Source organism: Roseivirga sp. AWQ4_251 (assembly GCF_056158225.1).
The window spans coordinates 529798-543064 of the sequence record NZ_JBSWSW010000002.1; the positions used below are offsets into that span (position 1 = coordinate 529798).

Consider the following 13267-nt stretch of genomic DNA (forward strand, 5'->3'; position numbering starts at 1 on the left):
GTATAAACTAATTGATGCTTAAAAGAGACCGAAAACAGTCTGTTCTTGCCGTCATTGCGAGGAAAAAGTTTGACCTAAGTCAAACTTGTGATGAAGTAATCTCACTGACCAATGCCATCTGTTTTTCAAGGGGATTGCTTCGGCACGAAATCTGTCCCTGCTTCATCCCTAAGTTTCAAGACTCAAGTTTACAGGTTTCATTTCTCGCAATGACGGTGGCCGCAACTTTTGTAGTGAACCCTATCCCCCTCAGAGTCTCCTGAAAGGGACTCTGAGGAAGGCCTTGTTCAATCATCAGAGTCCTCTGCGAGAGACTCTGATAGGGACGTCAGAAACTCTGATGGGGATTTGAGATACTCCGATGGAGAAAAGCCATCAAATCAAACTCTGTCTTCTGGCCTTTTGAACGGCTTCCAGTTTGTTATGTACCTGTAGTTTTTTGTAGATGTTTTCTATGTGTTTGCGGACAGTGCTTGGTGACAGAAACAGGTTATTGGCAATGATGGTGTAGCTCAGCCCTTCCGCTAATTGTTCCAAAACTTCTTGCTCTCGGGTACTTAATTCCGTAATGTCTTCTTCGATTTTGAAAAACTCTTGTTTCTCAGGGAAGCGAAGCAATTTCAATGTTTTCACTGCGATGGACGGGCTCATGGCTGCTCCCCCTTCTATGGTTTCCTGAATTGCTTTGTAGAGCTTCTCTCCTTCTATCTCCTTTAATAAATAGCCGTCAGCTCCGGCACGAATAGCGTTGAAGATGTTTTCGTCATTATCGAAAACGGTGAGCATCAACACTTTGATATGCGGGTATTTTTGCTTGACGATGTTGACGGTTTCGATACCATCAAGCACAGGCATTTCAATGTCCATCAGGACGATATCGAGGTTATGGTTCTTCTCCAGTTTGGCTAGAAACTCACTGCCATTATGGACGGTGTATTTGATGTCCAAATCCTCAAAACCAGACAATTTCTCATTGATAGCCCTCGCTAAGAATGTATTGTCATCTACTATCGCCAACCTTGTTTTCATTTCTCGCTCTTATGTCTTTTAGTCACCCTGTCCCGATGCTTCGGGATTAGAGTTTTTAAGTCTTTACTTTCTCTTTCCTTGATCCTGAAACAAGTTCAGGATGACGGTACTGATACACTTTTAACGTCCTCTGAATCTCTCTCTATTCTACCTCAACCCTTCCCGAGACCCAGAAGTGTCGGGGCGAGGGACAACCAAACCCTATGCAGCAACAGAGGATGCAAGTTCTCTGCAAACCAACATTGAACCTTGAACCTTGAACTTCAAACTAACCTACCCTCAACTCCACCTTTGTGCCTTCACCTACTGCACTGGTCAGCTTAAAGTTTATTCCGGCCTTTTCAGCCCTATTCTTCATAATATAAAGTCCGTTTCCGGAACCTTGAAGATTGGTATCGAAGCCCTTGCCGAAGTCTTGCACCACAATTTCTATCTTATCATCAATATCTTTGAAGGACACCATCACCTCTTTCGTTTCAGAGTGTTTCACTGCATTATTGATACACTCCTGAATGATTCTGAAGAGATTCATTCCTACAAAAGCATTCAGCACTTTATCGCTTGGCTCACTTTTGGTGCGAACCCTGATGCTATCATCAGTTGCATCGTGAATGGTAGCTGCGAGTTGTTGCGTTCTCTCCTGAATATCTTCCAGGCTGATTTCATCCTTGTTCATCGCCCAGATGGTGTCACGGAGTTCTGAGATAGTGACCAAAGTGAACTGCTTCATCTGCATAAGCTTTTCAGCCAAGAACACTTCCCCTTTGTTAATTCCTTTTCTGGTAGTATCTGTAATCGAAGTGATGTAAGTCAGTTGTGAACCGATATTATCGTGCAGATCTCTGGCAATTCTGATGCGTTGCTCTTTCAGGTTTTCCTGTGCTTTGGCTTCAGCCAGCGCTCGTTCCAAAGCTGCTTCATTCTTGATTCTTTCGGCTTTCAATCGCTGAACTCTAATCAGGGAGATTCCGACAACCAACAGCACAATCACCAAACCTCCACCGGCTATCAGCAGATTATTTCTTCTTTTCAAGGTCAGCTCACTTTCGATCAGCTCATTTCGTTGACGTAAGATTTCGTTCTCTTTCTGCTCCGTTTCATATTGCTCTTTCAACTTCAGTACCTCCTTAGCTTTTTCAGTTAAAAACAGACTATCCTGAGCGGCAGTACTCTTTTGCATATAAGTTAGCGCGTCCTTATAGTTGCGTTGATTTTCGTAAATCTTGGACAGTGTCAAAGCTGTTTTCTGCTGAAAAGTAAGCAGATCATCGTCTACAGCTCCCTGATAAGCTTCCATTCCCAAGTTGGCGGCTTCAGCATAATTCCCTCTTCGGTTCAGTACATCCGCCAAGTGCATTTTGAGAAAGATCACCTCATACTTATCTCCCCTTTCTTGTTGAAGTGCCAGAGCATTCTTGAGTGATGTTTCAGCCTCATTTAACTGACCTAGTCCCTTTTGCGCAATTCCTAAATTGGTGTAGCTGTATGCCACCACCAACCTTTGGTTGATCGATTGCCAAAGCCTTAGTGACTCTTGAGCATGTGTTAGCGCCTTTTCAAATCGCTCCTGATCGTTATTTAGCAGGGCCAAATTGTTTTCTATGGCCGCCTGGAAGAACACATTGTTCAAAGCACGGTACATTTCCAGCAACTCCATATTCACCTTTTCCGACAGCTCATACTCCTTAATACTTCTGTATTGGCTGGCAATATTCAGCTTCACCGAAGCGATTCTCTGAGAGTCATTGGCAATTTCATATCTCCTGAGTGCTCGGAGTGAATAATAGATAGCTGAATCAATCTCTCCAGTTCGCTCATAAGCATTGGCCATGTTGTGATATACAAAGCTCAGCGTTTGTGAACCATTGGTAGAGTCTACCAAATTCATAGATAGCTTATAGGATTTGATGGCATCTTCGTAGTCTCCAGCTTCGGTTTTCAGAATAGCAAGATTCATTGAAATTCTACCCTGAAGATCTTTGTCACCATAGGCCTCTGCTTCCTTGTATGCTTGGCGAACGTAATGCCAGGCACTATCAGTATTAATAGTTCGGTACTTAAAACCTATATCTCCTAAAAACTCAATTCGCTCTTTACCTCTTTTTAAAGCCAGAGAATCTTTGAGCGCATCGATATCTGACTGCGTAATATTCTGCGCCATTGAGCGGAAACCAGAGCATAGCAGAAAAATGACCGCGATTAAAAAACGGAGGCGTTGGGTTGAAGACATTATCTAAAAATAGGCAACAAATTGAATTTGACTAATCTTTGAATTTCAAACTATTCCAAATAATTGAGGAACAGCCCTTTTTGCCAATATCTTCGAAAGAGCTGATGGTAGAATTTTCATTCGACTGGAAAATAAAAACCACACCTGCTTCAGATTCTGGCTTGGGACGAATAAGCATAGCCTGAACATGATAGGAACCAACAAATTCAGCTTCGGGTCTATCTATTTTCCCTATGGTCTGAAACATCGAATACTCCTTGCCATCGAACTCCTTTTTACCCAGAAACTCACTGCTCAGCTCAAAGTTATCGACATACATTTGACGAAATTGACCAAGCAAATTTTCATTCAGCGCATCCATTGTCTCTTCATCACTACCATCCATAGTATAGTAACCAATGGAGATCATTTCCTTTCGGTTACCAGCTTCATCATGTGAAACAAAAGTGGCGTAGTTATAATTCTTTTGCCCTTCTACGGCCGGAGTAAACTCCATTTCAGCAGGATATTCCAATTCGAAGTTAATTTCTGGCAGCCCTGCCTTCTGCGCATATTCAGAGTCTATGACAAGTGTTTTTATTTCGCCACAAGCTTCTAAAGCCTGCTGCCCTTTGCTTTCGCAAGCAAGGAACAGCAGCACAATAGAAACAACTAGATATTTTGGTTGAAGAATTTTCATGACGGAACTAGTTCGATTTATCTACCATGGCCTGCATGGTCGCTTTCAGAAAGGCCTCGGCTCCTAATAGTGTTCCTTTAGCATATAATTCTGGATCACACTTTACAATAGCTGCATTGATATCTGCTCTATTTTCAACCTCCCAAACTCTTAGAATTCCGATTTCGGTACCGTTTCTATCTCTGTCTGCAGCTTGTGAAGCATCGAACTTTTGCTTTTCCAAAACATCGGCCACTTCTATGCCCTTGTTCACTACCATAGTGCCTAGGTTGAACCTGTTAAAGCTCTTTTCACCAATCTTGAAATTGGTTTCTGCTTTTACTTGAGCATATCCAGTATGTCTATTTAAGGCTCTTGCTGTCTCACTTAAAGCATTATCGAAAGCTGAAACCACAATAACCACCTTGTTATAGATGAAGTCGTTCTTTTTTAGTCCGAGCTTGCGTTCAGTGCTCGCTTCATAATCACTTAACTGTGTTATTGGAGAGCCCTTTTCTTTATTCACCTGTCTTTGGGCCACAACAAATTGTTGAGAAGATGGACGTGTTAAGATCATTCCATACTCATTTCCTTGCTCTGGCCCATTACCTGATTTTAGTTCCCACCGCTTTTCACGATTTTTCGCATAAACATCATGATTCCAAAGCTCTTCAATTGGGGCTATTTCAAACCCTTGAGCTTTTAAGTCGGCCACATATTGCTCATAAAGCTGATCTGTAACTGCTTGAAGTTTATCGGCATCTAGACCATTGAGTACAAGGGTAAGCTCAGCTTTAGCATCGCCTTTAATTCCCTTGCGCCACATTTTGCCTCCCTTTTTCTCGTCTTCTAAGTTCAGGGCGGTCTGAAACTGTACTTGAAAATCGGCTATCAATACTCTTTTGGGGCTTTTCCTATAATTATTATTGGCTGCACCAAGGGTCTTTACCTTAAAGTCTTCTACCGTTTGTGCAAAACCAAATACCGAAGTAAAAAGCAGCACCGCTATTAAGCTTATTTGTCGTCTCATGATTTTTCTATTAGTCTATAATCAATGATTCAAACTTAGCTGCCTGCCCTACGGCATTCAATACGGCAATTGACGTAAAGTGACTGGTTGATTTGTCATTGGACAATGGTCATTAGGGAAAATAGTTGATTAGGGAATTGGGAGATTGGTAACTGGTGAATTAGTGTATTAGTTATCAGTATATCAGTAATCGGAAAACAGTATAAGAGCCTTAGCCACTCACCTTTTCACCCTGAGCTTGCCGAAGGGTCGACCAGGGGAATTGGAAAAAACGGTTTTTCAGTTCATGGTTCGTAGTTCAACGCTAAGGCCACCACAAAAGCCCACTATAGCACGTCATGCTGAACTTGTTTCAGCATCTCCCACGGCCTGGCATCTACTAAGAAGCCCCCATCCAAACATTCCCCCGAATGGGAAGGCTTTTGGCCTGTGCTAAACCTAGCCAGCCACCTTTTCACCCTGAGCTTGCCGAAGGGTCGGCCAAGGGAATTGGGAAAAACGGTTTTTCAGTTCATGGTTCGTAGTTCAACGCTAAATCCACCACAAAAGCCAATCATCCCCCAGTCATGCTGAACTTGTTTCAGCATCCTCTAAAGTAAGCGACCAAACAACCAAGTCGTCAGACCAATGACTGGTAAGGACAGCTGAGGCCGAAACGCTGGGCTGTGTTGGGAACAATTGGTCGGACGACTAATGCTAGCGCCAAAACCAACCTACACTTGTAATTATTCTTTTAAATTCTTTTCTTCCAAAAAGAAAAACACACACGTACTTTTTAAACTCCTGTGCTTTGCTAGGAACTCAAATAATGCGCGTTACACAGTACCCATTGGCTAATGCGCACTTTTAATAAACTACTGGAAATAAAAAGCGCATAAAAGTGTGCTTTAGATAACATTGTAGCCAATGAAAAAAGACACGAATGAGCAAAGAAGATTGGTATAGAAATACAGACTGGAACGACCAAATTGAGACTGATTTTGAAACTCGACTGAAACGTTCACGTGGAAACTATCATAAAGCTCAATATTTAAGAATTCAGGCCAGTTACCTTCTCGACTCTCCAAAGACTGAAAATCAGAAAAAAGGAATTCAGTTAATGCAACAAGTTATAAATGATTTTCCCGAAGAAACTTTTAGCACCATACATGGAAACGAACAATTGGGAGACTATTACTTGAAAAATGGAAATTATGAGCAAGCTGAAAAGCACTTCAGAATTGTAACTGACCATTATCACTCGAAAACACGGAGCGGCACAACTGGACTGGCAGATTTGAAATTGAGCGAGACGATTTTGCTTTCTGACCAAGAAGAAAAACTTCAAGAAGCTTATAAACTGTCGACTTCAAAATTTGACGAGACTGGTGGCGATTTGGGACTTAACGACCAAAAATTCTACTATGCAACGTTAATGGCTAACTTGTGCTTAAGAATGGGAGAAATTGAAGAAGCTTCTGAATACGCAAATTCAGCTTTACAACTTTCCACAATAACAGAACCTCAATTCAGCAGACATAAGACCGTTGGAATTATTAACGCAGACAAGAACACAATCGACAGACTGAAAAAAATAAAAAATAAATCACTGGCTACAACAACACCTATAAGCAAGCGGGCGGACAGTGGTACACGAAACGATAATACATTTAACAAACTTTGGTCTCGGCTGACAGGCAAGTAGCTTTAAAAGCCCGCCTGCTCATAGCCAGAACCCTTGTGTGCTTTTTCCCAACACATCTATACGCAAAAGCATATAGATAAATTCCAATTCACATAACTATATCTAATTACATATAATTTACATAATTTGCTTAATATTATATTTAAATACATATAATGAAGCAACTATCAGAGTTTGTTAAAGAACGAAGAAAGGAAGTGAATCTCACGCAGGAAGAATTTGCTGAGCGTACGGGAGTTGCACTAACTGTTATACGTAAAATCGAACAGGGCAAAACGAACCTGAATATGGATAAGGTAAATTTAGTTCTTCAGATGTTTGGGCACGAACTAGCACCTGTCAAAAGTAAAGACCTAAATGAATGAGACAAGGTAAAGTATTTTACAAGAATCATTTAGCCGGCCTTATTACTGAAACGGATGACGGTGAGTACGTATTTCAGTATGATGAGCAATACTTAAAAGATCATTCAAATGACTTTATCACATTTACAATGCCTGTTAGGCCCGAGCCATTTATTGAAAAACGACTTTTCCCATTTTTCGAGGGATTGATTCCAGAAGGTTGGTTGCTTGACATAGCTTCAGAAAACTGGAAAATAAATAAAAATGATCGTATGGGCTTACTACTGGCTTGTTGTCAAAATTGCATTGGGGCAGTGAGTGTAGAACCAATCATAGAAGAAGATGGGAAATAGATGCTTATACTGCTACAAGCCAGTAGATGGTGAAAATGATTTTCACGAGAAATGTTCGATGGAATTCTTTGGAACACAAACTCCTCCAGAAATTGAATATTCCCTTGATCAAATGGATGAGCTCGCGAAAAATGTGGTTGAGCGAAGTATCGCAGTCCCTGGTGTTCAGGCAAAGCTATCCATGTCATTAGTTAAAAAAAACCAAGAAGAATCAAGCACAAGACTGACAGTGGTTGGGGCATTAGGAGGTAATTACATTTTCAAACCTCCTTCGGATAAATTTCCTGAAATGCCAGAAAACGAGCATGTCACAATGCGAATTGCCGAATCCTTCGGAATCCAAGTCGTGCCATCATCATTGATTCGATTGGCATCGGGCGAACTCTCTTACATCACAAAACGAATTGATCGAACGCCAAATGGATCAAAGATTCACATGATCGATATGTTTCAAATTACAGAAGCATTCGACAAATACAGAAGCTCTATGGAAAAAGTTGGCAGCGCATTGGGCAGCTACTCGAGCAACCCTCTGCTCGACAAAATCTTCTATTTTGACCTAGCCATATTTTCCTTTTTAACTGGGAATAATGACATGCACCTGAAGAACTTCTCAATGATAGAAGGCCCTTCGGGCTGGGTGCTGTCTCGCGCTTACGACTTACTGAATGTTGCAATAATATTTCCAGAAGATCCGGAAGAACTTGCGCTGACATTGGTTGGGAAGAAAAAAAGGTTGAGAAGAGAACATTTTGAACAATTGGGAAACAGCCTAGGCTTGAATCCTAAACAGATCAAAGGAAGTTTTAACAGAATGATTAAAAATAAATCAAAAGCAATTGATTGGATTGATCGATCATTCTTATCAGAAAAAATAAAAATAGCGTACAAAGATTTACTTGAAGAAAAATACAACCAGCTAGGGCTAGAACAATAAAAGCACACAACACTCTGTATACTTTTTTCAGGGCGACAAAAGTGAATGATACCTAGAGACTCCGAAACTTTGTGAAAGCTTTCAGTTTATAATTCATGGTTCATAGTCTCCGCTACAGCAAAATCAACCAAACCCGTCATGCTGAACTTGTTTCAGCATCCCCCATTGCCTTGCTCCTGACTAGGTTATTGGAATATGAGTTATCAGTATATCAGTTAATCTGAAAACAGTATAAGAGCCTTAGCCACTCACCTTTTCACCCTGAGCGCAGTCGAAGGGTCGGCCAAGTGAATTGAGAAACTGGGAAATTGGCTAATCAGGAAATCGGAAAAAGGTTTTTCAGTTCATGGTTTATAGTTCAAAGTTGGGGCTACAGCAAAAGCCAACCATACCGCGTCATTCAAAGTGGAGGCACGACCGAAGAATCTGCATCGCCTTGCAGTAAGGCCCCCATCCAAACCTTCCCCCGAGTGGGAAGGCTTTTGGCCTGTGCTAAACCTAGCCACTCTCCTTTTCACCCTGAGCGCAGCCGAAGGGTCGGCCAAGGGAATTGGGAAAAACGGTTTTTCAGTTCATGGTTCGTAGTTCAACGCTAAATCCACCGCAAAAGCCAACCATCCCCGTCATGCTGAACTTGTTTCAGCATCCCCTAAAGTAAGCACCCAAACAACCAAGTCGTCAGACCAATGACTGGTAAGGGCAGCTGAGGTTAAAGCTCTAGGCTGTGTTGGGGACAATTGGTCGGGCGGCCAATTGCTAGCGCCAAACCAACCTACACTTGTAATTATTCTTTTAAATTGTTTTCTTCCAAAAAGAAAAACACACACCTACTTTTTAAACTCCTGTGCTTTTCTGGAAAGGTCAATTATAGTATTACAAATAGTACAGAGAACACAGAACCTGAAGGTTGTAAACTTTAGGGATCTAAACCTTAGGACTAGAGTCGAATAATGGATATATGATGAATAAATCAATAAATACAGAAATTCAGAATGAGTATAATACCCAGATTAAAGATTTAGAGGAAAGCCTAAAGACTGTTGGAGAGTTTGAGGCTATAATTTCAAAGAATTCGAATGGCAGAATTCTTTCTATTTTTGTCAATTTTGTCTTTTCTAATGTAATCCTATTTATTTCAATCGCTGCTCTCGTTTTAGCTACTTTCTTTTCAAATGATTTCTTGCATTTCCTTAATCAACATTTAGAGCTTAGCTTTAGATTCTTTGTTGAAAAAGAGAATCCTAATATTGTATACCCGGAAGATTTCATTCAATATTTTCTATATATTTTTGGCATCCTTCTATTATTCATTAGCCTTTTATTGAGGTCTCTTCGTGTTAAAAACAATTATATTTTTGAGCTAAATGATATAGTTTCTGATGTTAAAAACAAAGTTCTAAGTATGCTCAACTTGGTAAAGAATCGTCAGAAAACTCATCTAGAACATATGGCTAGGGAAAAGCAATCATATACAAATAGAGATATTAGCTAGAATTAACCGAAATTGCTTAGTAACAGACGAAGAAAGGTTTTAGTCCGAAATCATTACAATTATAACCCTGACACTACACTTTCATTGAGTGAGAGGTACGGCCGAAGAATCCCTACAGCCTTGCACCTACTCTCTCTTCTCGAAGCAACCAAGTCGTCTGACCAATGATTGGTAAGGGCAGCTGAGGCCGAAACTCCGTGCTGTGTTGGAGACAATTGCTCGGACGACCAATTGCAAGCTCCAAAACCAACCTACCCTTGTAATTATTCTTTTAAATTCTTTTCTTCCAACAAGAAAAACACACACATACTTTTTAAACTCCTGTGCTTTTCTGGAAACTCAAATAGTGCACTTTTATAAATTACCTGAAATATTAAACGCATAAAAGTGCGCGATAAACAACGTTGTGTGGCATAAAAACAAACGATGAAACAGACAGTTAAACCAAGATGGATTCTGATTCTTTTTATTGGATTCTCAAGTAATCTAAGAGCATCCGATTATCCCTCAACTGATTCGATTAAAGTTGCTCAGATTATAAACGGATTTTATGATTGGTACTTGACTTCGATTGAGGAAAAGAAATATTCTGATTTTAAGCCAAAATTTGTAGAATCCAAAAACGGAATGACTACTCTTGATAACACAAAATATCTTGACAACTTAAAAGAACATAGATTTTCAAACTCATTGATTAATAAAGAAAGACAAAGCTATTCTGATTGTATTGAAAATTTAGAAAAAGTCAAATACTCGGATTTTCAAAAAACAACTTTTACGGACTTAGATGAATATGAGCAGGCAGATTGTGATTTCGGAAACTATTATCGGTGGACTGGTGGACAAGAACAAATTGACGGGATTAGAATAATTGACGTCAAATTTATTTCGACTAATAAGGTTTATGTTACAATTGACTATTTTGAGTTCAATTCAGACGAGAATAAAAAATATTATTGGGGTAAAAACGGCTTGACTTTAGTAAAAATTGACAGTGATTGGTTCATTGATAAAATTGACTCTTGGGAAAATGATTGAGGATTGTGGCACATAAGAAAAAGGGACAATTAACGACATCAGGTGAATGGGCAAGACATCTTAGAGGATTTTTAAAACGTCAATTTTGGAAAGGAGAAAGAAAAGCTGGTAAAAAATTGATTGATAAAGAGACAAGAAATAAATCAAGCCACACAACACACGGTATAAAACATTGATTTCTAGGCGGTTTATCAAGCATTTCAGTTTATATCAAATGTAGTTGTAACTTGATAGGGAATCGTTTCGAAATGCTAAACGTTTCTTACACGTAACCGCTAACAAAAAAAGCAGCACCGTATGTGCTGCTTTCTCAACTAAACGGGTGTAAACCTGAGAACTCAACTAAAGACTACTATTTATCTTTATCTAGCATTCAAACTTAGCCGCTTGTCCTACGGCATTCAATACGGCAAATGACTTAAATACTTCGGGGAAGCTGGGAATTAGACATTGGTCAATGGTCATTAGTGATTGGAGAATTAGTTAATTGGACCCCGGAGTGTCGGGGCGGAAAACAGGAGAAGTCTCTCCAAACCGTCATTGCGAGGCGCAAAATAAACGAAGTGGAATTTTGTAACGCGGCAATCTGTTTGTTCTGGGCAGTAGATCTCCTAACAGACAGATTGCTTCGTCATGAAACCTTGTTGGCACAGGTTTCATTTCTCGCAATGACGGTAACCGAGACTGCACAGTCAACCGTCATCCTATCCTAAATATCGAAATACACGAAGCTCAATGCACCCAAGAAGAAAGCTGACAGAATAAGAATAGAATTGATACGGACTAGCTTAGTTTTAAGACTAAAAACACTAATTAATGTATCTATCAATAGTCTCTCTTATTTCGGGTGTGCTTGGGCCAAATGCTCTGTATTGAATCAAGTCTCCTGCTTGATCGAATAGAAGATATCTTGGTATTTCGTTAATCCTCAACGCTTCAATTAGCGACCCTTCTCTATCGTTTTCTGCTACCATATACGAACTATGATAATCAGAAATACCAGCCTTAGCCTTCCCTTTTGACCATTTCGCAAAATCCTTATCAATAGAAATATAAACAAAGGCAATTGGCAGCCCTTTATAGTTTTCAATCATCTTTTTGGAATGCGGCATGGCCACATAGCAGGGCACACAATGACTAGCCCAAAAATCTACATAAACCAACTTTCCCTTATTCTCGTCCAATAATTCACGAAAGTCAGATACTCCTCCATCTTTGTCTATTAATGTCAGACGCTTAAAAGGTTTGCTTGTCTTATCGCTAACATAATTAGATAAAGCCATAGATTCAGCACTTAAAACCTGCTCATATTTAGCAACCACACTTTCAATCAAGTCTGAGTTTTCAATATCGCCAACAAACTTTGCAAAATAGCGGTCAATATCGGCTACAGAGAAATGCTCTATAATCAGCTGGATATTTTTGGATAGCAGTAAGTCTTTGTCTCCCTTAGTTAAAAATTGATTGGCTCTGACAGAATCGTAAACAATTCTATAGTCTGGATAACGTCTGTTTACCTCTTCAATCCAATTGACATTTGAATAGAAAGCCTCCCGCTCGATATATTTGAGAATTCGACTGTAATAGCCGTAAGTGGTGTACTTGCCATCTGAGGTATTATTAATCTCCCATTTAGCCAAGTTCATTTCAGATTCACCAAATTTTTCTGTTAAAAATGCATTGAAGCGGTATTCATTAAACTGATATTGGGCATTCGCCTTTTGGAGGTAATATTCTTTTGTATTGTTAGAAATTAACCGATTTGTAAAAAGTGAATCTAGTAATATTTGTTCCTTTTCTAACTCTACTTTCGACTGTTTCAGACCATCAGCCATCATACCCTTTCTTATTTCTGAACTCCTTTGTGGATCCCTAATTGCAAGATATCCTTTGACTGAACTTACAGGATGAATATTGAATTTACTCACTCCGTCAAACTCCTCACCATCATTAAGTAAATAGTCATTTCTGATAGCCTCGTAGTTAACTTCTTCTTCATTCACCTTACGATTAAGTATTTCGGCACGTGGAAAATCATCTTCATATGTAAAGAGTACAGTATCTCCCTTTTGAAAAAGGTAACTGACATATCTATGAAATTTGTAGATGTGATCGACCTCTAAAAAATCATCTTTGGACTTGAAAACAATGGTGTCTCGAGTTGGAATGCTGTTGGTCTTATACGTCTGTTTAACCAAGTCACTATTAACGGAGGTTATTTCAAAGTCATCTTCAGTAGAGCTATAAACATCTGTTTGCTCATTTCTATAAATGCTATAATCCGGGCATTTGTCTATGATAAGAACTACCTGATCGAGAAGAGATTCTTGATGCTCTTCATTTTTTGGAGGGGTACAACAAGTGCATACACTTGCCAGAACCAAAAACAACAAACTCACTCTTTTATTCATATTCAATTGCAGTACCTATCTCAAGTAATAATACATCAGTACATGAGATTAATAAAGACTC

Annotated in this window: 12 protein-coding genes; 7 read left to right on the plus strand and 5 right to left on the minus strand. The window is 39.6% G+C overall.

Translation table 11 applies throughout. The features are described from left to right. Window positions 1-375: 375 nt before the first annotated feature. The 4 genes from ACXACJ_RS16435 to ACXACJ_RS16450 all read right to left on the minus strand — a co-directional run bounded on the left by ACXACJ_RS16435 (window position 376) and on the right by ACXACJ_RS16450 (window position 4947). Complete coding sequence (locus ACXACJ_RS16435) at window positions 376-1029, minus strand: response regulator (RefSeq protein ID WP_475135499.1); 654 nt, start codon at window positions 1027-1029, stop codon at window positions 376-378. Window positions 1030-1297: 268 nt separating this feature from the next. Then, complete coding sequence (locus ACXACJ_RS16440) at window positions 1298-3190, minus strand: tetratricopeptide repeat-containing sensor histidine kinase (protein WP_475135500.1); 1893 nt, start codon at window positions 3188-3190, stop codon at window positions 1298-1300. 100 nt (window positions 3191-3290) lie between these two features. Continuing rightward, the gene (locus ACXACJ_RS16445) at window positions 3291-3938 is read right to left on the minus strand and encodes a hypothetical protein (protein ID WP_475135501.1); all 648 of its coding nucleotides are present in this window, start codon (window positions 3936-3938) and stop codon (window positions 3291-3293) included. A 7-nt stretch (window positions 3939-3945) separates the two neighbouring features. Beyond that, window positions 3946-4947 carry a hypothetical protein gene (locus tag ACXACJ_RS16450; RefSeq protein ID WP_475135502.1) on the minus strand — a complete coding sequence of 334 codons (1002 nt, stop codon included), beginning with the start codon at window positions 4945-4947 and terminating at the stop codon, window positions 3946-3948. A gap of 922 nt (window positions 4948-5869) precedes the next feature. Between ACXACJ_RS16450 and ACXACJ_RS16455 the strand changes: the two genes are divergently transcribed. The 7 genes from ACXACJ_RS16455 (at window position 5870) to ACXACJ_RS16485 (ending at window position 10971) form a co-directional block, all read left to right on the plus strand. Then, window positions 5870-6631 carry a tetratricopeptide repeat protein gene (locus ACXACJ_RS16455; protein WP_475135503.1) on the plus strand — a complete coding sequence of 254 codons (762 nt, stop codon included), beginning with the start codon at window positions 5870-5872 and terminating at the stop codon, window positions 6629-6631. A gap of 155 nt (window positions 6632-6786) precedes the next feature. Further along, complete coding sequence (locus tag ACXACJ_RS16460) at window positions 6787-6996, plus strand: type II toxin-antitoxin system Y4mF family antitoxin (protein WP_475135504.1); 210 nt, start codon at window positions 6787-6789, stop codon at window positions 6994-6996. After that, window positions 6993-7328 carry a HipA N-terminal domain-containing protein gene (locus ACXACJ_RS16465; protein WP_475135505.1) on the plus strand — a complete coding sequence of 112 codons (336 nt, stop codon included), beginning with the start codon at window positions 6993-6995 and terminating at the stop codon, window positions 7326-7328. The genes ACXACJ_RS16460 and ACXACJ_RS16465 overlap by 4 nt, the downstream gene beginning before the upstream one ends. Then, a complete protein-coding gene (locus ACXACJ_RS16470; RefSeq protein ID WP_475135506.1) occupies window positions 7318-8265 on the plus strand; it encodes a HipA domain-containing protein in 948 nt (315 codons plus the stop codon). The genes ACXACJ_RS16465 and ACXACJ_RS16470 overlap by 11 nt, the downstream gene beginning before the upstream one ends. A 958-nt stretch (window positions 8266-9223) precedes the next feature. Then, complete coding sequence (locus ACXACJ_RS16475; RefSeq protein WP_475135507.1) at window positions 9224-9757, plus strand: hypothetical protein; 534 nt, start codon at window positions 9224-9226, stop codon at window positions 9755-9757. 426 nt (window positions 9758-10183) lie between these two features. Continuing rightward, window positions 10184-10795, plus strand: coding sequence for a hypothetical protein (locus tag ACXACJ_RS16480; protein ID WP_475135508.1), 612 nt, complete (start codon window positions 10184-10186; stop codon window positions 10793-10795). Between the two features lie 5 nt (window positions 10796-10800). Beyond that, complete coding sequence (locus ACXACJ_RS16485) at window positions 10801-10971, plus strand: hypothetical protein (protein ID WP_475135509.1); 171 nt, start codon at window positions 10801-10803, stop codon at window positions 10969-10971. 633 nt (window positions 10972-11604) lie between these two features. On the opposite strand, the gene ACXACJ_RS16490 is transcribed toward ACXACJ_RS16485, so the two are convergent. Next, window positions 11605-13206, minus strand: a complete 1602-nt coding sequence (locus tag ACXACJ_RS16490) for a TlpA family protein disulfide reductase (RefSeq protein ID WP_475135510.1) — start codon at window positions 13204-13206, stop codon at window positions 11605-11607. Between the last annotated feature and the right edge of the window lie 61 nt (window positions 13207-13267).

Coding starts and splice junctions, on each gene's coding strand:
- ACXACJ_RS16460 (WP_475135504.1), top strand. CDS start 6,787: ATGAAGCAACTATCAGAGTTTGTTAAAGAACGAAGAAAGGAAGTGAAT.
- ACXACJ_RS16440 (WP_475135500.1), bottom strand. CDS start 3,190: ATGGCGCAGAATATTACGCAGTCAGATATCGATGCGCTCAAAGATTCT.
- ACXACJ_RS16455 (WP_475135503.1), top strand. CDS start 5,870: ATGAGCAAAGAAGATTGGTATAGAAATACAGACTGGAACGACCAAATT.
- ACXACJ_RS16435 (WP_475135499.1), bottom strand. CDS start 1,029: ATGAAAACAAGGTTGGCGATAGTAGATGACAATACATTCTTAGCGAGG.
- ACXACJ_RS16480 (WP_475135508.1), top strand. CDS start 10,184: ATGAAACAGACAGTTAAACCAAGATGGATTCTGATTCTTTTTATTGGA.
- ACXACJ_RS16470 (WP_475135506.1), top strand. CDS start 7,318: ATGGGAAATAGATGCTTATACTGCTACAAGCCAGTAGATGGTGAAAAT.
- ACXACJ_RS16445 (WP_475135501.1), bottom strand. CDS start 3,938: ATGAAAATTCTTCAACCAAAATATCTAGTTGTTTCTATTGTGCTGCTG.
- ACXACJ_RS16465 (WP_475135505.1), top strand. CDS start 6,993: ATGAGACAAGGTAAAGTATTTTACAAGAATCATTTAGCCGGCCTTATT.
- ACXACJ_RS16450 (WP_475135502.1), bottom strand. CDS start 4,947: ATGAGACGACAAATAAGCTTAATAGCGGTGCTGCTTTTTACTTCGGTA.
- ACXACJ_RS16475 (WP_475135507.1), top strand. CDS start 9,224: ATGATGAATAAATCAATAAATACAGAAATTCAGAATGAGTATAATACC.
- ACXACJ_RS16490 (WP_475135510.1), bottom strand. CDS start 13,206: ATGAATAAAAGAGTGAGTTTGTTGTTTTTGGTTCTGGCAAGTGTATGC.